General features: G+C 68.0%; 19 protein-coding genes and 3 pseudogenes. 14 read left to right on the forward strand and 8 right to left on the reverse strand.

The window, feature by feature from the left end; translation table 11 throughout:
- Positions 1–161, forward strand: a pseudogene (locus FF100_RS35070) (IS3 family transposase); the annotation flags it as partial.
- Positions 162–249: 88 nt separating this feature from the next.
- On the opposite strand, the gene FF100_RS35075 reads toward FF100_RS35070, so the two are convergent.
- The 4 genes from FF100_RS35075 to FF100_RS35090 all read right to left on the reverse strand — a co-directional run bounded on the left by FF100_RS35075 (position 250) and on the right by FF100_RS35090 (position 4,285).
- The gene (locus FF100_RS35075) at positions 250–456 is read right to left on the reverse strand and encodes a hypothetical protein (RefSeq protein WP_139040629.1); all 207 of its coding nucleotides are present in this window, start codon (positions 454–456) and stop codon (positions 250–252) included.
- Positions 457–660: 204 nt separating this feature from the next.
- The gene (locus FF100_RS35080; RefSeq protein ID WP_139040630.1) at positions 661–1,791 is read right to left on the reverse strand and encodes an N-acetylglucosamine-6-phosphate deacetylase; all 1,131 of its coding nucleotides are present in this window, start codon (positions 1,789–1,791) and stop codon (positions 661–663) included.
- Between the two features lie 175 nt (positions 1,792–1,966).
- Positions 1,967–2,734, reverse strand: a complete 768-nt coding sequence (locus FF100_RS35085) for a 6-phosphogluconolactonase (protein ID WP_246102738.1) — start codon at positions 2,732–2,734, stop codon at positions 1,967–1,969.
- Positions 2,735–2,752: 18 nt separating this feature from the next.
- Positions 2,753–4,285, reverse strand: coding sequence for a sodium:solute symporter family protein (locus FF100_RS35090; RefSeq protein ID WP_139040631.1), 1,533 nt, complete (start codon positions 4,283–4,285; stop codon positions 2,753–2,755).
- A 156-nt stretch (positions 4,286–4,441) separates the two neighbouring features.
- Here FF100_RS35090 and FF100_RS35095 point away from each other — a divergent pair, with 156 nt between their 5' ends.
- Entirely contained in the window at positions 4,442–5,419 is a 978-nt protein-coding gene (locus FF100_RS35095; RefSeq protein ID WP_246102740.1) for a LacI family DNA-binding transcriptional regulator, read from the forward strand.
- A 66-nt stretch (positions 5,420–5,485) separates the two neighbouring features.
- Here the strand turns inward: FF100_RS35095 and FF100_RS37450 are convergent, their stop codons facing one another.
- Entirely contained in the window at positions 5,486–5,632 is a 147-nt protein-coding gene (locus FF100_RS37450) for a hypothetical protein (protein WP_171070465.1), read from the reverse strand.
- Between the two features lie 79 nt (positions 5,633–5,711).
- On the opposite strand from FF100_RS37450, the gene FF100_RS35100 reads away from it, so the two are divergent.
- The 4 genes and pseudogenes from FF100_RS35100 to FF100_RS38205 form a co-directional block, all read left to right on the forward strand.
- On the forward strand, positions 5,712–6,050 hold the full coding sequence (locus FF100_RS35100; protein WP_139040633.1) for a hypothetical protein: 339 nt from the start codon (positions 5,712–5,714) through the stop codon (positions 6,048–6,050).
- A 6-nt stretch (positions 6,051–6,056) separates the two neighbouring features.
- A complete protein-coding gene (locus FF100_RS35105; RefSeq protein ID WP_139040634.1) occupies positions 6,057–6,494 on the forward strand; it encodes a ParB/Srx family N-terminal domain-containing protein in 438 nt (145 codons plus the stop codon).
- A gap of 19 nt (positions 6,495–6,513) precedes the next feature.
- Positions 6,514–7,158, forward strand: a complete 645-nt coding sequence (locus FF100_RS35110) for an HAD family hydrolase (RefSeq protein WP_171070466.1) — start codon at positions 6,514–6,516, stop codon at positions 7,156–7,158.
- Between the two features lie 148 nt (positions 7,159–7,306).
- Positions 7,307–7,707 (forward strand): annotated as a pseudogene (locus FF100_RS38205) (IS66 family transposase); the annotation flags it as partial.
- A 144-nt stretch (positions 7,708–7,851) separates the two neighbouring features.
- On the opposite strand, the gene FF100_RS35120 reads toward FF100_RS38205, so the two are convergent.
- Both FF100_RS35120 and FF100_RS35125 read right to left on the reverse strand, forming a co-directional pair.
- The gene (locus tag FF100_RS35120; RefSeq protein ID WP_171070467.1) at positions 7,852–8,568 is read right to left on the reverse strand and encodes an anti-sigma factor family protein; all 717 of its coding nucleotides are present in this window, start codon (positions 8,566–8,568) and stop codon (positions 7,852–7,854) included.
- Positions 8,569–8,581: 13 nt separating this feature from the next.
- Complete coding sequence (locus tag FF100_RS35125; RefSeq protein ID WP_139040638.1) at positions 8,582–9,148, reverse strand: sigma-70 family RNA polymerase sigma factor; 567 nt, start codon at positions 9,146–9,148, stop codon at positions 8,582–8,584.
- Positions 9,149–9,825: 677 nt separating this feature from the next.
- On the opposite strand from FF100_RS35125, the gene FF100_RS35130 reads away from it, so the two are divergent.
- The 8 genes from FF100_RS35130 (at position 9,826) to FF100_RS35160 (ending at position 18,749) form a co-directional block, all read left to right on the forward strand.
- On the forward strand, positions 9,826–10,020 hold the full coding sequence (locus tag FF100_RS35130; RefSeq protein WP_139040639.1) for a hypothetical protein: 195 nt from the start codon (positions 9,826–9,828) through the stop codon (positions 10,018–10,020).
- 323 nt (positions 10,021–10,343) lie between these two features.
- Positions 10,344–10,559 carry a class IIb bacteriocin, lactobin A/cerein 7B family gene (locus FF100_RS35135; protein ID WP_139040640.1) on the forward strand — a complete coding sequence of 72 codons (216 nt, stop codon included), beginning with the start codon at positions 10,344–10,346 and terminating at the stop codon, positions 10,557–10,559.
- Positions 10,560–10,857: 298 nt separating this feature from the next.
- Positions 10,858–11,046 carry a hypothetical protein gene (locus FF100_RS35140; RefSeq protein WP_139040641.1) on the forward strand — a complete coding sequence of 63 codons (189 nt, stop codon included), beginning with the start codon at positions 10,858–10,860 and terminating at the stop codon, positions 11,044–11,046.
- Between the two features lie 375 nt (positions 11,047–11,421).
- Positions 11,422–11,625, forward strand: a complete 204-nt coding sequence (locus tag FF100_RS35145; protein WP_205825156.1) for a class IIb bacteriocin, lactobin A/cerein 7B family — start codon at positions 11,422–11,424, stop codon at positions 11,623–11,625.
- Positions 11,626–12,000: 375 nt separating this feature from the next.
- Positions 12,001–12,144, forward strand: coding sequence for a hypothetical protein (locus tag FF100_RS37455; RefSeq protein WP_171070468.1), 144 nt, complete (start codon positions 12,001–12,003; stop codon positions 12,142–12,144).
- A 302-nt stretch (positions 12,145–12,446) separates the two neighbouring features.
- Positions 12,447–13,667, forward strand: coding sequence for an NHLP bacteriocin system secretion protein (locus FF100_RS35150; protein WP_246102742.1), 1,221 nt, complete (start codon positions 12,447–12,449; stop codon positions 13,665–13,667).
- A 16-nt stretch (positions 13,668–13,683) separates the two neighbouring features.
- Positions 13,684–15,873 carry an NHLP family bacteriocin export ABC transporter peptidase/permease/ATPase subunit gene (locus FF100_RS35155; protein WP_139040643.1) on the forward strand — a complete coding sequence of 730 codons (2,190 nt, stop codon included), beginning with the start codon at positions 13,684–13,686 and terminating at the stop codon, positions 15,871–15,873.
- A complete protein-coding gene (locus FF100_RS35160; RefSeq protein ID WP_139040644.1) occupies positions 15,870–18,749 on the forward strand; it encodes an NHLP bacteriocin export ABC transporter permease/ATPase subunit in 2,880 nt (959 codons plus the stop codon). The genes FF100_RS35155 and FF100_RS35160 overlap by 4 nt, the downstream gene beginning before the upstream one ends.
- Before the next feature lie 20 nt (positions 18,750–18,769).
- On the opposite strand, the pseudogene FF100_RS35165 reads toward FF100_RS35160, so the two are convergent.
- Positions 18,770–18,977 (reverse strand): annotated as a pseudogene (locus tag FF100_RS35165) (IS5-like element ISMpo5 family transposase); the annotation flags it as partial.

Below are 18,977 nucleotides of genomic sequence, written 5' to 3' on the forward strand. Positions count from 1 at the left end.
GGCGACGGCACTACAATGGGGTGCGCCCGCACGGCGCGCTGGGCTACCGACCCCCGGCCCCGGAGGTGTTCGTGCCAGGCTTGCCCGCTTGGCCGGCTGCGCTCACCCGACCGGCTCCGCCGGCCAAGCTACCCGTGGAGCAAACGCCGACACTGCACTAACTGTGAACTTTGACCACATCGTGGGGGCCGATCACCAGGGCTGCTGCCGTAGCCGGGCGGAGATCGTCGCGATCTCACGCAGCCCCGGTTAAGTCTGGCCGAAGGCCGCTCCGTGCCAGGCATCCGCGACGGTGTCGCGGGCTCGCAGCCTCGGGCTCATGGCCAGCATGACCGCAGGATCGAGCGTGGCGATCTGCGAGGCCGACGCCGGTGCCACCTGCCGCGATGGCCGGATGTCGTCCTTGTCGTTCAGGCACCAGAGACGGCGCAGCAGCGCCTCGACGTCGCAGACCATGAGCGGTTCCTCGGTTCAGGCCATCTGCGACGGTGCGGCGAGGCAGCTCGCGGTTTTCGCGTGCGCCGGTCTCGCCGCCACCGCCAGTGATCGCTGGCGCGTAGGTCGAATTGCCAAGCGTCATCATTGCCAATGGTCATCTTTGCCAAGAGTCATCCTTGCCGAGCGTCATCTTTGCCTTGATTGGTGACAGCCGCGGGTGGGTCATACCGGCTGCCCCCTCGTAAGGATGTCGAGCGGCCGGATCGCACCATCGCCTGGTGCCCAGGCGAAACGCAGAAGGTCGGCGCACGCACCGATCGCCAGCTGTCCGCGTCCGCCGAGCAGGCGTCCAGGGTTCCGGGTGGCCATGGCCACGGCGGCGGACAGGCCGAACCCCAGCGCCGCGACCCGTGCCACCCCGTGCCGGAGCGGCAGGGCGGCTCCGGCCAGGTAGGGCGTATCGACGATGCCGAGCCGCCCCCCGGGCGTCAGTTCCACTCTTCCGCCGATCGGCTGGTCGTAGAGGCCGGGCGGCATGCCGCCGAGGGCGGCAGTGTCGGAGACGAGGATCGCACGACGGCTTTCCTTGGCGCGCAGCATCGCCCGCAGGGTGTCGTCGGGCAGATGGTGGCCATCCGCGATGAAGCTCGCGGACAGGCGATCCTCGGCCAGTTGTGCCCAGATCAGGTTGGGATGCCGCGGCAGGGTGGCGGCCACGCCGTTGCCGAGATGCGTCGACAGGGTCGCCCCTGCCGCCACCGCCGCTGTGATCGCCTCGGGTCCGGCATGGGTGTGGCCGATGGCGACGTGGACGCCCCGCGCCGCGAGGACGCGGATATAGTCCGGCGCGCCCGGCCAGTGGGGGGATAGCGTGACGATCCGCACGAGGCCGCCGCAGGCGCGCTGCCAGGCCTCGAATTCCCCCAGGTCGGGCGGCCGGATGGACGCGAGCGGATGCGCTCCCCGCGCCCCTTCCTCCGGCGAGATGTGCGGTCCCTCGACATGGATGCCGGCGATGGCGTGGCGTATGGCCGGTTCCGCCTCGCGCGCGGTCGCGATCGCCGCCAGTGCGGTCAGGAATGCGCCGGGCGGGGCCGTGATCAGGGTCGGCAGGACCGTCGTCACCCCTTCCCGCCTCACCGCGCGCACGAAGGCGGCGACGATCTCGGGCGTCAGCCCGGTGGCGTTCAGGTCGTACCCGGCATAGCCGTTGGTCTGGATGTCGATCAGCCCGGGGGCGATCCAGGCCCGTTCGCCGGGCGGGCCCGGGTCGATCGCTGCGATCCGCTCGCCCTCCAGCCGAAGCCGCAGGGAGCGCCCGCTCGCCGGGTCTCGCCCGGTGACGATCGTCACCGGCCGACCCCTCGGTCGCGGAGCCGCTGCATGGCTGCGGGGCGCCGCGCGTTACCTGACATCATCCCCCCTCCCCCAGGCAGGTTCGACATGGATCGGCCGCGGCCTCCCCGCATCGTGGCCGCAGCCGGATCGTCGTCGCGCCGAACGCCGCACCTCAGAGCCTCGACCGATCTCAGCAGGAGGCGCCGAGGGTGCCGGCGGCGTCCGCATCGCAGTGAACGGTGACGCGTGGGTGGGTGCGCAAGGCCGTCGCCGGGCAGGCCTCACCGATTGGATCATGCAGCATGGCCCGCAATGCCGCGCGTTTCACCGACCCCGGCACGACGCAGACCAGCTTGTCGGCCCGCAGCAGCCGCGGCACCGTGAGGGTGATGGCGCGGCGTGGCACGACGTCCAGCCCGGAGAAGCAGCCGTCATCCACCTGCTGCTGCCGACAGACCGGATCCAGCTCCACCATCTTGACGTCCAGCGGATCGGCGAGGTCCGCGACGGGGGGGTCGTTGAAGGCGATATGGCCGTTCACGCCGATGCCGAGGAGGACGAGGTCGATCGGGGCGGCCGCGAGCAGCGCCGTATAGGCCGAAGCCGCCGCCTCGGGGTCGGGTTCGGGCGTGATCAGGTGCACCATCCCGAGCGGCAGGGCATCGAAGAGGTGGCGCTGCAACCATCGTCCGAAGCGGGCGGGATGATCGGCCGGCAGGCCGGTATACTCGTCCATGTGAAAGGCGGTGACGCGCGCCCACTCGATCCCTCGCTCCTGTTGCAGAGCGGCCAGGACCTCGGTCTGGCTCGGCGCCGCGGCGAAGACCATGCGGACGGACGGCTGCCGCGCCAGCCGCGCACGCAGGTCTTCCGCAACCTCCGCGGCAGCCGCAGCCCCCATGGCGGTGCGGGTGGCGTGGACCCGCAGATCCACGCCGTTCAACAGGATCGGCTTCATGTCAGGCACCGGGATCGATCATGCACGGATGGCGACGGCGGGCATGGTGCCCGGCACCGGCTCGTCGGATTGCAGGGCGTCGATCAGGGCGTCGGCCTTGGGAGAGGCGCACGGCCGGACGAGGCCGGTGATGACGAAGACGGTCAGCGAGCACAGCACCGGCCCGGCGACGGTGATGGTCGTCACCCAGTCCGGGTTCAGCGCCCGCACCTGATCGGCGAAGACGTAGCGGATGAGGGCGAAGACGAGCAGTCCCGTCGCCCAGGAGAGGATGGCAGCGTCCGGCCCGCAGCGCCGGAAGGCCGGGAGCATCCCGAACAGCATCGGGATCGCGATCGGCCCCACCAGGGCGCCGAACCACAGGATCAGCAAGCCCAGCACGCCGCCGAAGCTGTCCGCCGCCAGCGCAATCCCCATGGAGAGTGCGATGAACAGGAAGGTGCTGCACCGCCCGACCAGGAGTTCGGTGGCATCGGACATGCGACGCCCGCCCCGCATCAGCGCCGGCAGGATATCCCGCGTGACCACGGCGGAGATGGCGTTGGCGTCCGACGAGGTCATGGCCATGGTGTGGGCGAACATCCCCGCCACGACGAGGCCGATCAGGCCGGTGGGCAGGAGCTGCTGCGTCAGCAGCGCATAGGATTGCTGCGGCTGCGCGAGGTTCGGCAGCAGGATCGGCGCCGCCCACATCGGGAAGAACATGATCAGCGGCCAGATCAGGAACAGGGCGGCCGAGAGGAGCGCCGCGCGGCGGGCATCGCTGCCGCGCGGCGCCGCGATGAAGCGCTGGGCCAGGTTCCAGGTGCCGCCGTTATAGGACAGCGTGTTGATGAACAGGTAGACGAGGGCGAAGACCGCCGTGTACGGCCCATTGAAGGGCTGCGAATGTCCGGGCGGAAGCTGTCCCCAGATCGTCCAGATCGCCGAGACGCCGCCGAGATTGATCAATGCCGCGACAAAGAGCACGATTCCCGCGACAAGCTGAATGACGAACTGCGAGAAGTCCGTCAGCGCGTCCGCCCAGAGGCCTCCGATCGTCGAGTAGACCAGCGTCACGCCGCCCGTGAGCAGCACGCCCCACATCAGCGGGACACCGGCAAAGACATTCAGCAGGAGGGCCGTCGCGGTCCACTTCGCGCCGACATCGAAGACCTTGAGAGCCGTGCCGCTCCAGGCCAGGACCTGCTGCGCGGGTACATTGTAGCGCGTCGACATGTACTCCAGCGGCGAAATGATCTCGAGCTGCTGCCGCAGACGTGACCATCGCGGTGCGAACAGGAAAGCGCCGATCACCATCGCGATCGCGATCGTCAGCGCCCACCAGACGTACAGGGTGAAGCCCGCCGTGTAGGCGATGCCGGCATAGCCGACGAAGACGGCGGCGCTGTAGCCGGACATGTGGTGCGACACGCCGGATAGCCACCAAGGCATCCGCCCGCCCGCGGCGAAGAAATCCCTCGCGGTGACTACTTTACTCTTGGCCCATATACCCACCCCTACCATAAGGACAAAGTAGGCAATCAGAACCGTCCAGTCGAGAATGCCCATGTCGACTCCCGAACCTCTCATGATCGCGTCTGATCATTTATGCAACCGATTGCAGTGTCAATCGCGTTTTCCACCCCTTTCTGCCGGCCGGCCGGGACGGTAGATCAGGGCCGGTCGAGGGGGGTGAGGATGCCGAGATCTGCGAGCAGGCCCGCGATGCCGACCATCGCCGGTGTGGCGGACCTGGCCGGCGTCTCGCGGGCCACGGTATCGCGTGCCTTCACGCGGCCGGAGATGCTGAGCGAGGAAACGGTCCGGCGCGTGAAAGAGGTCGCGGACGAGATCGGCTACAGGCCGAACCGGGCGGCGCGCGCGCTCTCGACCGGCCAGCACGGGAACATCGCCCTCATCGTGCCCGACATCGCCAATCCCTTCTTCCCGCCGCTGATCCGTGCCGTGCAAGCCCGTGCCGACGAGGCCGGGCTGAGCGTCTTCCTGGGGGATTCGGACGAGGACCCAGCCCGGGAGGACCGCCTCATCGGGCGCTTCATGCCTCAGGTGGACGGCTTCGTCCTGGCTTGCCCTCGCCTGTCGCAGGCGGCCATCCAGGCTCATGCACGCCATCGCCCCATCGTGCTGATCAATCGCGACATCGCGGGCTTGTCGCGGATCCTGATCGACAGCGCGCGTGGTGTCGTGGCGGCGATGCGACACCTGCACGGCCTCGGGCACCGACGTATCGCCTATCTCGGTGGGCCGGACGTTTCATGGGCGCAACAGCAGCGCGATCTCGCCGTGCGTCAATCGGCGTCCGAGCTGGGCGCCAGCATCGAGACCCTGTCGCTGCCCCGTGCGACGTTCGAGGCGGGGTTCGCGTCAGCCGACGCTATCGTGGCCTCGCAGGCAACGGCCGCCATCGCCTTCGACGATCTGGTCGCCGAAGGTTTGCTCATCCAGCTGACCGAGCGCGGCATCCCCGTACCGGATGCCTTCAGCATCATCGGATGCGACGACGCCCTCGGCCCGCGGACGCGGCCTGCGCTGACCACGATCTCTTCCCCCGCGAGGGAAGCCGGCCTCGAGAGCGTCGAGGCGCTGATGGAGAATCTCCAGTATCCGGCCCGTCGGTCGTCGCGCCGCATGATGGAAACGGCTCTCATCCTCAGGGGATCGACGGCAGCGGCTCCTTCCTAGCGGGGCACGGCCCTCGATCGCCCACCGGGCGGGCTGCCGCGTAGGTCGATCGAGAAGCCCCGGCCATCAGGACGGGGAGCTGTCACCGGCGGGTCCCTTCACGGTCCCGAGGCCGTCGCCGATCTCATCGCTGCGGCCGGCGCCCACTTCGCCGAGGCCGACCGCCTCGTGCGCGAGATCCTGCACGAGGGCGAGACCGTCATCTTCGAGCATGAGCAGGACACCGAGCCCAGACGCCTTCTGCCAGGCACGCGGTCTCCCCTACCACCCCGCCTGGATCGCGAGGCCCGGCATGTTCGAGGCCGGCATTCGGTTCTGGAGGCCGGGGCTGACTGCTCCGATGTCCGAAGCGGCCGACGAGGGCGGCGAGCCGATCATCGCTCTGGCCGCGCTCCGGAACAGCCTCAAGGACGGCCTGACGCTCGCTGCCATCCTGGCGCGGCTCGACGAGGCGGTCTCTACCGCCGTCCCGCTGTCGAGGCTGGTGGAGGACGCTGGCAGCGCCCGGCAGGCTGCCGCCTGGATCCGGCGCACATCGATCCGTCGGCCCCCTTCCGGAGTCGGAGGGGGGCTTCGCCTGCGTGAGGGTTTCGAGGTCGGGAGAGAGCCCGCCCGCCCGCACCAGGGATGAACAGCCATGACCAGGACCAAGGCCGCCGCGAAGACCGCCCCGAAGACCACTGCCGCTGCCAAGCTCGTGCTGACCGAGGCCATGTCGATCCCCTTCGACAAGGTCTGCCTGAGCCAGGCGAACGTACGCCGGATCGCCGACGGCATGAGCATTGAGGACCGGGCCAACGACATTGCCCATCGCGGCCTGCTCCAGTCCCTTAGTGCCCGCCCGATCCTCGACGAGGCGGGTCAGGGGACCGGCCGCTGTCAGGTCCCCGCCGGCGGGCGCCGCGACCGGGCGCTCGAGCACCTGGTGGCGACCGGCCGCAGGACCAAGACCGTCAAGGTCCCGTGCATCGTGCGCGCGGCCGACAGCGCGACCAGCGCGACGGAGGACTCGATCGCAGAGAACGCGATGCGCGAGCCCCTGCACCCGCTCGACCGTGTTACCCATGTGCTGTAGGGTGATGGGTGGCGCAAATATGCCGATCGTGCGTGCAGTCCTCTTCGATGCGGATGGCGTTCTACAAAGTCCTACTATCCGGTGGCGCGCTGCTCTTGCAAAGCATGAAGAATTCGCGATCGATACTGTTCTATCCACTTTCGTTGCCGAATTGGCCAGGATCGAGACGGAGCACCTAGAGACGGAGCGAGATTTTTCATCGGCCTTGGCCCGACTTCTGGTTAATTTGGGCATGCGGATCAATGCAACAACGGTCTTAGCCATACTAAACGCCATCGACTGCGACCCAGAAATCTTCAATCTCGTTAGACAGCTCAAGAAAAACGATATTCAGTGCTATCTTGCGTCAAACCAGCAGCAGCATCGAGCGCGTCATATGTCGAATGCGCTGGGATATTCCACTTTATTCGATAAGGAGTTTTATTCATGTCAAATCGGAATTGCAAAGCCAAAAGTTGCATTTTTTCGTTATATAATGCATGAAATTCATGAAACCGGAGATGAGCTCCTGTTCATCGATGACCGTGCGGAAAACGTCGTAGCAGCGCGTCAGGCTGGGTTACACGCTGAAATTTTCGAACGGTCGCAGGGCGTCGGAGTACTCGAGGATCTGTTGGCGCGGCACGGCATAACCTCGGCGAGCACGTCCACGCCGGGAGACTGACATGGGCGAGTTTTCGGCGTCCGCAAACCGCCCATTGCGGATCCCACCCATTGCGGATCATAGGCGCGGTGCTCCGAGGTGCGTTCGTCATTCAGGCTGCCTGAGGGGCATACCCTAACGGATTTCGAGCGACGTTTTGAGCAGCTTTCGACCCGAGCTGTGGCTCGACAGGGACTTCGGGCTCGCCCGAAGCCTCACCCGGCTGGCGGCCTCGCCCCTGGCCTGCAAGCGGCGCGAGCGCGAAGGGGACCGCGATCCATCCTGAAAGCGCCGGCCACCTGAGACCTCACCTGGGCCCTCCAGGCCCGGATGAGACGGGCACGCGACCAACTCCTGACCTTCGCGGCCTTCTCCGGGCAGGTCGCTGCGACCAACAGCACCTGCGAGCGCAACCTGCGGCCAGCGGTGGTCCAGCGCAAGATGACGAACGGCCATCGGGCGATGTGGGCCGCCAGAGCTGAGGCGGATGTGCGCACCGTCGTCGCCACCGCAGCCCTCAGGACCAAGGCGACACCGTTCGCCACCCCGCTCGCCGCCATCACAGCCTGATCAAGACAACACCGCTCGCCCAACAAAGCGGAGGCGCCCGCACCGCATCCGAGACTGCTTGGGTAAGTACTTCAGTCCTCTCCACAGGAGAAAGGCGAGCACGCAACGCAAGATGACCCCAAAAACCACATCATCGATTCTGATCTATTGGAAATAGCTAGAAAACTCGCTCAACTCTTGGCTATTGAGATCAGAAATAGCCCAGAATGTCATGCCTCCGCTTTGCCAGCTCAGGTAATTGTAGCCCTGTTGGGTTCCGGATGCGTTTTGTTTTTTTTCTTCTTCGTTGGTTGGTAGTATGAAGAGATCGATGAGGTGCGCGCGCCTCTTGTAGACTATGACGGCGGATGGATTGCCAGGAAAATAGTCCAGACGTCCGCCGACGAGCATGAAACCCTGAGACGTCAGATTTTTGACTGGCGGGGAAAAGGGCAGTCGGCCCGAGAACCATGGCTTGACGGTATGCTGGTCGCTGGATGCGACCTCGATGAGGTGGCTGGACTGCAAGCCACGGATATGCGCGGCCACTACCCAGTCCGGCATCGTGTCGACGCGCGGCAGCAGGACGAACAAGGACAGGCAAGCCGCGAGCGCGATGCCCGTTGTCCCGGCGCCCCTCCGCCAGTGACGCCCCCATAGGGAGAGACGGGGCGATGCGCGTCGGATCCTGGCTCTCACCGCATGCCGCAGCGGGGCGGGGGCCGCGTGATGCGGCGTCGCCTCCCTGATGCGGGCTGACAGCGCGAGGAGCTGAGCCTGCAAGTCCGCGCAGGCCGGGCAGGTCTCGAGATGCGCGACCACCGTCGCCACCTCGGCCGGGCCGAGTTCGCCGTCAATGTCGGCCTGGATCAGCAGATGCATGCCTCGGCATGGATCAGTGCTCATCCTCGCCCCCGGCGGCTGCGCCCAGCAGCATCTTCCGGGCTCGCCACAGTCGAGACATGACCGTGCCGATCGGGACATTCGTGACTAGAGCGATCTCCTTGTAGGACAATTCCTCTAGCTCCCTGAGGACCAAGCACTCGCGCAACTCCGGCGGCAGCGCGGCGAGCGCCTCGGTGAGACGTTCGGCATCCTGAGCGCCGCAGAGGGCGGCCTCCGGGCCCGCACCCGGATCCGGCACGCTCAAGGCGTCCTCGCCCGCGAGTCCGTCGCGCGTCTCGAGCCGCCGGAGACTCTGTTGCTGAGCCGTCAGCGCCGAGTAGGCGGTGTTGCGCACGATGCGCATGAGCCAGGCCCGCGGATCGCCACCTCGGAACGACGAAAAGTATGTCAGGCCACGGACCACGGCATCCTGCACGACATCCTCCGCCAGTTGCGGGTCGCGCACGAGCCATCGTGCGAGGCTGTAGGCTGCATTGAGGTTGGGCAGGACGATCTGCTCGAAGCTCGGACGCTCCTGGCCCTGGGAGTCGTCTCGCTTCGGGAAACGCCATGTCACGTATCGAACTCATCATAGAGTGGATTGGGGCGGCTTGACTGCACGTGAATAAGAGCCTCCCGCCGTTATGCGCGATCCGCTTTTCCAATCGTCGATCGTACCCGAACGATTTGGCCCGGCCATCCATCAATCTGATGACGCGTCTTCGACGGTAAGACGCCATTTTTACGTAAGGTTTGTCCCTGTCGACGAGGGAATTTGCGGAGTTGCGTGGGGGGAAAGCGGGGGCGCGGGCGCCCCATGCACCATAACCGGCGGCAATGTCACCGAACTGGTCGCCACGAGGCCGGATTCGCACCGCCTCGACCTGAAGAACCCGGCGGCGGCCGCGCCGTGCGCGTCCGGCCGGCCCAGCCCGGTTGCACCGGCCGGCGGACATTGCCGGCGGCCCGCCATGTGCGAACCCGTTCACATCTCGGAACCCGTTCATCTGCGCCTCTGCGCGAGCGTCCTAGCCACAGGACCGCAGCGGCAATCGGTTTATTCGCGACGAGCTCGAGGCTTCACGAAAATCTTCTCGCGATGAATAAATCCTCGGGCCGCTCGGTCTCTCCTTTGTGCAGGAGCGATCTCCTCCACACGGCCCGCGTCGGTCCAACGTCTCGTGGATCGACATCAGAGGCCTGCGACGACGGTGCGCAGCGCGCGGCGATCGTGCGCCCAACAGGAGCAAGCCGATGAGCGATCTCGATCACGCCGTGAGTGACAGGTCTTGCGTGAGGCGCGGCGGGGCGCCACTGGACTCCGGACCGGCGTCGGATGCCGACGAACTCAGCCTCGCCGAACTCGACGGCGTCGACGGTGGCTTGTTGAGCCCGTTCCTGATCTGGATGATCGGAAACGCGTTCCGCTCAAGAGGATACTGGGTCTAATTCACGGATGCCCGGGCATCGCCGGCCTGGCTCGGCGCCTGCGCGGCGAATCGAGGAGGTGGGACGGCGATCCTCGCCGTCCCTGGCAGTCGATATCACCCCGTCACCTGCTCGGAATATGATCGACGTCCAGGAATAAACCGTACGCCGGTCAGGTCTCTTCCTCGTGGCGCGGCAATTTCGATGAGCATGATCATCGTTCCAATCGGGGCTGCACGTCGCGCCATTGCCCATGATCCTTCGCCTCAAACGGGCAGCCCATTCATCGATTCGCGGCCGCGAACCGGGCCGCCATCATCCCAACGCGAATCAGGAGAAGAACGATGAGCGATCTCGCCCTCGCATGGAAAGCCGCTGCCGGCATGTCGACCGATGCCGTGCCGCAGCCGTTCGAAGGCCGGCCGGAAACGGACGAGTTGAGCCTCGCGGAACTCGACGAGGTGAATGGCGGACTGCTCCCAGCCCTGATCAGTGGAGTAGTTTTCGCGGGCGTTCTGGGATTTTTGGGGTACGGAATCTACAGAATGGCTCGCCATTGAGGAAGTGATTGCCGGCGACGAGGGGAAATCTGTCCTCGAGGGACCACCGGAACCGGACCAGCCTGGATGAACGCTGTGTTGCCTGTGCTCCTCCTCGACGTGGTCTTGCCTGACGCGTGGCCGGGCGGTCGATCCCTCGCTCCCCAGCGCGCCAGCCGGTGGATGGTCGATATGCGGCCTCTAGCGATCGCCGGGCTCGGCGCTCGCTGCGAGCGATCAAGTCACGCGAGTCCCGATCATCTGAGTTTTCGGCGTGAGCCGAGCCGCGATCAATGCCAACGATGAAAGGAGACACCCGATGAGCGATCTCGTCCTCGCGTCGAATGCGGACGCTGTCGTGACGACCGGTGCCGCGCTGCGGCCGTTCGAGCAGCAGGTGGAGACGGACGAGTTGGATTTCGCGCAACTCGACAGAGTCGATGGCGGGGTGAAAGTCGCCGACGTCATGAGGTGTTTCGAATGGCTCCTCAAAGCCGGTCGCCCTTGACGGATGCAGGTGCCGGCGTCGAGCGGACCGGCGACCGCCGGGCTGAGGACTGATCGGAGTCGTTTCCCGGTGCCGGCAAGTCCGGGCCCGCCGATCTTCGGCGCGACACGGCGCTGAGGCGCGGGTGCCTTGCGGGTCGGAGGTCGATCGCAAGCACGGAAACTAAAAAACTTGCCGGATCCCGCGAATAAATCTCAGGTATATACAGTCTAATATTTGCACAATGGCAATCATGACGACCATGACCGTCATGCTTGTCCGGATTGTGCTTGTCACGGGCTGCCGGTCCTCGGACATGAAGACCGGAAGTCCGACGACTGAATTGCGATCGTGAAGCGGATCGCAATCACCCCAACGAAGACCAGGAGACCACCGATGAGCGATCTCACCCTCACGCCGACCGCCGACCTGTGCATGACGACCGACTCCGCTCCGCCGGCGTTCGAGCGGCAGAAGGAGACCGACGAGCTCAATCTGACGGAGCTCGACGAGGTCAATGGCGGGCTGATCCCGCTGCTGGTCGGGGCGGCTTATGTCGGGCTGGTCGGCTACGCGTTCTACCGGAACTATCGTCACTGATCCGGCATCGGCACCCCGCATGACGGATTGGCCTCCGGCGCCGGCTCGGGACGACGCGACGACGTGCGTTCCGTGCCGGGGTGCCGGCGGCTCTCCCGTGCCCATTGCCGGCGCCGCGGCAGACTGGAGCCCCTCTCCGGTTCTCCCGCTCCGCGCAATGAAGTCACGAAAATATTTCGTTCGGACGAGAATAACCGTGCTTCTTCCCCGGTCTCTCCCAGGTGCGGGGGAACGTCTGGGACGAAAGCGGTCGCGATCACCACCAAGCATCGCTCTCACTGCACCAAAGACCGGCTCGGTCGGCATGCAGCCGGCGCAAGCGCCGGTTGCCGTGTCGCGCGTCGATGAGCCCATCAGGAAGACAGGAATTCGACCATGCTCAAGATCTTCAAGAAGAAAGCTCCCGAGCCGAAGCCGATCGTCGACGAGACGACGCTGTCGGACGCGGCTCTGTCCCAGGTATCAGGCGGACTCAACCCGCAGCCGCTGCCCCCGCGCTGGCGCCCGGGCGGATACTGAGGGCGACCGCCCCGGGCATGGCCTGTCGCGGTGCCGCAGGGCCATGGTCCGGGTCTCCGACGTTCCGCCGCTGCTCACGATGAGCCGGTATCCCTCTCGTCGGACCATTGTCCGGCGCGGCGTCACGGACGGCGATCCGCGCCGGGACGGATCCGGCGCATCAGGACCGCCGGTCGGACCGGGTTGGCGGCCGGTGCGCCGCCTCCCGGGGGCCGAGGTCGCGCCTGGGAGATGTGAAGCGCCTGGGAGAGTCCATGCCCTCATCCTCTCAGCCGATCTTTCGGGCCCACGCGCTCGCGCGCATGACATCTCCCGAACAGCTCGATCACCTCGTTCGTGTGACCAGGCCGGCCGACTGGCTTCTGGCAGCCGTCATCGCCCTCGTTCTGGCGACGGCCGTGACGTGGAGCCTCCTCGGGAGCATCCCGACCCGTGCTGCGGGCGAGGGGATCCTCGTCGGCGTCGGCAGCCAGGTGGTCGAGGCAGTCTCGGCGGCGGGCGGGCGCCTCGGAGCCGTCGCCGTCGCCGTCGGCGACCGCGTCACGCAAGGTCAGCCGATCGCCGACATCGCCCAATCCGAGATCGAGCAGCGCCATCGCGCCGCTGAGGAAGCTCTTCGCGAACGCGAGCGCGACCACGCGCGCCTGGTGCAGACAGCCGCGAACGAGCTACGGACCAAGGCCGCCAACTTCAACCTGATCGAGAAGGCCTTCGACCAGATCGTGCAGGCGACCGATCAGCGGATCGACTATCTCTCGGCGGAGATGCGCAACCTTGAGACCCTGCTCGCGAAGGGCGTCGTCCTGCGGCGCATCGTGGAGGACCGGCGCCGCGATCTGATCGAAGCGCGCCAGCGCCGCGAGGACGCCAAGAACGAGCTTCTGAAGCTCAGGGCGCAGAAATCCGACCTCGAAGCGCAGCGCGAGCGCGACCTCCAGGAATCGCGGTTCCGCGTCAACGAGGCCCGCCGGCAGGTGGATCAGATCGGCGGCGAACTCGGCCGCAACACCCGCGTCCTGAGCCCGATCGCCGGGCGCATCATCGAGATCAAAGTCTCGCCCGGCTCCGTTCTCGGCGTCGGAACGCCCATCGTCGCGGTGGAGACCGAGGGTCAGTCGCTGGAGGCCATCGTCTATATCCCGCCGGATAAGGGCAAGCAGATCCGGCCCGGCATGGAGGCGCGCCTCGAGCCGAGCACCGTGAAGCGCGAGGAATACGGCACGCTCGTCGGGACTGTGATCTCGGTCTCGGACTTCCCCCTCAGCCAGCAGGGCATGAACGCGGTCCTGCACAACGACAGCCTCGTCGGGCGGTTCTCGCGGGAGGGTGCGCCCTACGCGGCCCTCATCCGCCTGCACGCGGATCCGGCGACCGCGAGCGGCTATCGCTGGGCGGTCGGGCGGGGTCCGGACCGGCGCCTGAGCAGCGGCACCCTGACCCGGGCCGAGATCACGACCCGCGAGCAGCGCCCGCTCGACCTCGCGCTGCCCACGTTCAAGCGCCTCACCGGCTTCTCCGGCTGAGGCAGGCGGCGATCCGATGAGCGATCCGGTCGATCAGATTCCCCCCCGCGAGCGGATCCGCCTGGGCCGGACGCCGATCCGCGCGACGCCGGGCATCCTGCAGATGGAGGCCGTCGAATGCGGTGCCGCCGCTCTCGCCATCGTCCTCGCCTTCCACGGCGCCTGGGTCCCCCTTGAGACGCTCCGCATCGCCTGCGGCATCTCGCGCGACGGGAGCTCCGCGAGCAACATCGTCAGGGCCGCGCAGGTCTACGGGCTCGCGGTCAAGGCCTACCGCCGGGAGCCCACCGCCCTGCACGGGTTGCCGATGCCCTGCATCCTGCATTGGAACTTCAACCACTTCGTCGTGCTCGAAGGCGTGCGCGCCAGCCACGCCTTCATCAACGACCCGGCCGAGGGACGCCGCCGGGTCACCGCTGAGGAACTCGACGACGCCTTCACGGGCGTCGTCCTCACGATGCGGCCGGGGCCGGAATTCCGGCGGCTCGGGCGCCGGCCGCAGGGCTGGCGCCTGCTGCTGCGGGAGCTGCGGGGCTCGCGGGCGGCGCTCGTCCTCGTCGGCGGTGTGAGCCTCGCCCTGGTGATCCCCGGTATCGTCATCCCGGCCCTGACGAAGGCGTTCATCGACGAGGTGCTGATCTACGGGGCACGGAGCTGGCTCGTCCCGCTCCTGATCGGCATGGGCCTCACAGCCCTGCTCCGCGCCGTGGTGACGGCCCTGCAACTCTCCCTGAGCCTGCGCCTGCAGACGAAGCTCGCGGTGGTGATGACGAGCCGGTTCCTGTGGCACGTCACCCGGTTGCCGATGTCGTTCTTCGCGCAGCGCCACGCCGGCGACCTCGTCAGCCGCAACGGCGTCAACGAGGACGTCGCCCGTCTTCTCTCGGGCGGGCTCGCCAGCCAGGTGCTGAGCCTGATCTCGCTCGCCTTCTTCGCGGCGGCGATGGCGTTCTACGACATCGTGCTCACCGGCATCGGGGTCGGCCTGTCCCTGCTCAATCTGGTGGCTTTGCGGCTGATCGCGCGGCGGCGCGAGGACCTGAGCCGCCGCCTCGCGGCCGAGCGCGCCAAGCTCCTCGCCAGCACCGTCGCGGCCGTGCGCGGCATCGAGACCCTGAAGGCCAGCGGCCTCGAGGACGACGCGTTCGGCCAATGGACCGGGATCCAGGCCCGGGCCCTCAACGCGGAGCAATCGCTCGGCACGTCGACCGCGCTGCTCGATGTCGCGCCGGCGCTCCTGGCGGGCCTGACCACGGCGGCGATTCTCGGGGTGGGCAGCCTGCGCGTGATCGAGGGCGCCCTGACCCTTGGCGGCCTCATCGCGTTCCAGTCCCTGATGGCGAGCTTCACCGGGCCGATCGGCGACCTCGTCGGGCAGGCCGGCGCGATCCAGGTCGTACGGGGCGGCCTCGACCGGCTCATCGACATCTACAATTATCCGCTCGAGCCGCAGGCCCCACCTGCCGCGCCGCCTGGCCTCTCCCAGCTCGCCGGGCGCGTGGAGCTGATCGGCGTATCGTTCGGCTATGCGCCGCTGCAGCCCCCGCTCCTGAGCGACCTGTCGCTGACGGTCGAGCCCGGCACGCGCGTGGCGCTGGTCGGCCTCTCGGGGAGCGGCAAGTCGACCCTGGGGCGGTTGATGTGCGGGCTCAACCGGCCCTGGTCGGGACAGGTGCTCCTCGACGGCATCCCGCTGGAGGCGATACCGTCCGAGGTCGTCGCGGGCTCGGTCGCCTATGTCGACCAGGACGTCGTGCTCTTCGAAGGCACAGTGCGGGACAATCTGACATTGTGGGACCCAACGGTCTCCGAGACCGATCTCTACGACGCCCTGCAGGATGCGGCGATCCAGGCCGAGATCGTCACCCGGCCGGGGAACTACGATTGCCGCGTGGTCGAGGGTGGCGCCAACTTCAGTGGCGGCCAGCGCCAGCGCCTGGAGATCGCCCGTGCCCTCGTCGGCAGGCCGGCGATCCTGGTGCTCGACGAGGCGACGGCCGCCCTCGATCCCGTGACCGAGCGTCGGATCGACGACAACCTGCGTCGGCGCGGCTGCACCTGCATCATCATCGCGCACCGCCTGAGCACCATACGCGACTGCGACGAGATCATCGTCCTGGATCGCGGCCGGATCGCCGAGCGGGGCAGCCACGAGGACCTGATCGCACGAGCGGGCCTCTACGCCGACCTGGTCGCGCACCGATGACCGGCGCGGTCGCCAGCGCTGCCGCCCAGCCCGTCGCACCTGCCGCCCGGGCCCGCCTCGACGGCCGCCGTCCCGAGCGGCTGGACGGGCGGGACCATCCCCTGCTGGTCGTTCGCGGCCATGCCGATCTCTTCGTGGTCGCAGCTTCCGGAGCGCGCCGGCATCTCCTGCGCGCCGAAGCCGGGGATTTCGTCCCGCCTCTGCCGGCCTGGCCCGACGGCTCGGCGACCATCGTGGCGGTCGGCGGCCCGGGCACCGAGGTGGAGCGGCCGGCCCTCGACGACACCCATCCGGCCAAAGGCCTCGCGACCTGGATCGACGCGTGGATCCTGCGTCTGTCCGCCCTGGTCGTAGGCGCGCATCCCGCATGGGAGATCCGGGAGATCGACGGTGCCCGCCTGATCCTCGCGCCCGGGGAACGCCGCCGTGGTCCGGCCCGGTCCGTTTGCTGGGTGATCGTCGAAGCGGGGAATGTGCAGCCGATGGGGGAGGAGCCCGGCGGCGGGTCGGGCCCGGGCTCGGTTGTCCCGCTCGCGGCCGGCCTCTGGCTGGAGGCCGGTCCGCGAAGCGCCACCATCAGGGTCGTCGACCCTCCGGCCCCGGCCACGCTGCGGCCGGCGCTTGACAGGTTCCACGACCGTGCCTTCGCTGAGCTCGCTCGAGGGGAAGCGGCCCGGCTGGCCGAGGAGAGGAGCCGCTCCGCGCGCCGGGCACAAATCAAGGCCGCGCGCACCTCCGATCTGTTCGAGCGCCTCTCCGTGGTGGTGACGCGGAGGATCGACCGGGACGGGCGACCACGCCACGACGGCGACGACCTGCATGCCGCCTGCCGCCTCGTCGCTGCGACGCTGCCGGCCCGACTCGCGGATCCGGCCGGCCGCGCATGTCGGCCGCACGATCCCGAGACCGCCTTCGCGGAGGTCCTAGACCTGGCACGGGCCTCGCGCTTGCGGGTGCGCCGGATCACGCTGCGCGGCACGTGGTGGCGGGCCGATCAGGGAGCGCTGCTCGCCTGGCATGGAGCGACCGCCGCGCCGGTCGCCCTGCTTCCGGAGCGCGGCGGCTACGTCATGGTCGATCCCGCCGCGACGACCCGGCAGCGCGTCGGCCCAGCCCTCGCGGGCGAGATCGCGCCCGGGGCCGTGACCTTCTACGCAACGCTGCCGGACGGCCCGCTGCGGCTGCGCGATCTCCTCGTCTTCATGGCCGGCCCAGCCCGTGGCAATCTCGCCCGGATCGTCGCGGCGGCCCTGATGATGGCGGCGCTAACCCTGGCGGTACCCCTGATCACCGAGGCGCTCGTCACCTCGGCGGTGCCGCGCAGCCGGCTCGATCAGGTCGCGATGTGCGCGGCGGCGCTCGCCGTCGCGGCGGTCGCGACCGCCGCCCTCCAAGCGGCGGAGGATCTGGCAGTGCTGCGCCTCGAAGGTCTGATCGACCGGACGCTCCAAGCCGCCTTGGTCGACCGGATGCTGCGGCTGCACGCCGACCTGTTCCGCAACTACACGGTCGGTGATCTCGTCGGCCGGGTGATGGGCGTCGACGCCATCCGTCGCGTGCTGACCGGGCGCAGCCTGCGTAACCTGCTCGCCGGCATCTCCTGCACGGTCAGCATGGCCCTGATGCTGTACTACGACGCGCGTCTTGCGCTGGTCGCGGCGGGCCTCGCGCTGCTCCGGGTCCTCGTCGTCGCCGTCGCGGCGGCGCTCCGCCTGCGCCACGAGGCACGGCACCTTGAGGTTCAAGGGCGGGAATCCGGCTTCCTGCTGCAACTCTTCGCGGGCATCGCCAAGCTACGGGTGGCGGATGCCACGGCGCGCGCGCTGGTCGTCTGGTCGGACCTCTTCGCGGCCCAGAAGTCGCATCACCTCGCCTCCCAGCGCATCGCCAACCGCCTCGCCACCCTTGAGGCCGCGTTCCCGACGCTGGCGACGCTGGTGATCTTCGCGGTCGCGATCGGCCGCGACAGCACTCTCATCGACAATCTCGGGGCGTTCCTGGCCTTCGCTGCCGCCTTCAACCAGGCCATGGCGAAGATCGGCACATGGGCGACCAGCATTGGCGAGGTACTTGTGGCGGCCCCGCATATCGGCCGGATGCGCCCCTTGCTGGCGCAGACCGAAGTCGCCGACGACCGCAGGCCGGCCGGGGAGCTCGGCGGGGCGGTGGAGCTGTCGCGCGTGACGTTCCGCTATCAGCCGTCCGGTCCTCCCGTCCTTGACGACCTGTCGCTGCGGGTCGCGCCGGGCGAGTACGTGGCGGTCGTCGGTCCGTCGGGCGGGGGGAAGTCGTCGCTGTTCCGGCTCCTGCTCGGCTTCGAGCGCCCCGAGGCAGGCGCGATCTTCTACGACGGCAAGGCCCTCGACACGCTCGATGTCGCCACGGTGCGCCGGCAGCTGGGCGTGGTGCTCCAGGACGGGCGGCTGACGACCGGGAGCCTCTACGACATCATCTGCGGGGGCTTGCCGCTCCCCATGGCACAGGCCCTGGAGGCGGCCCGTCTCGCCGGGCTCGAGGCCGACATCCAGGCCATGCCGATGGGCCTGCATACGATGGTCACGGAGGGCGCCAGCACGCTCTCGGGCGGGCAGCGCCAGCGCCTCCTCCTCGCGCGCGCCATCGCGCGCCGTCCCCGGATCCTGCTGCTCGACGAGGCCACGAGTGCGCTCGACAACGCCTCACAGGCCCTGGTGCGCGCATCGCTCGCCGCCCTCAACGTCACGCGGATCGTCATCGCGCACCGGCTCAGCACGGTCCGGGAGGCGGACCGGATCGTGGTCCTGGTCGATGGGCGCATCGCGCAATCCGGTACCTTCGCGGAACTGAGCGCGACGCCCGGGGTTTTCCGGCAGTTTGCCGAACGGCAGCTCCTCTAGTGGTCTGAGAGCCTGTTTGACTATGAAGAGCTGTATTGGTGCCGCTCATAGGCCTGCATGAGCCTATGGCAATTGGCGATACTGATGCTGTCCTCGGCCGCCGCTGGGCTGTGCTCCCAGTGGCGGGTCAGGCGGCGGTAGCGCGTCGAGAGCGTGCCGAACGTCGCCTCGATCCGCCAGCGCAGCGGCAGCGGCTGGAAGCCCGTGGCCTGCGCCTCACGGGTGGAG

The sequence above is a fragment of the Methylobacterium terricola genome (assembly GCF_006151805.1).
Classification (GTDB): domain Bacteria; phylum Pseudomonadota; class Alphaproteobacteria; order Rhizobiales; family Beijerinckiaceae; genus Methylobacterium; species Methylobacterium terricola.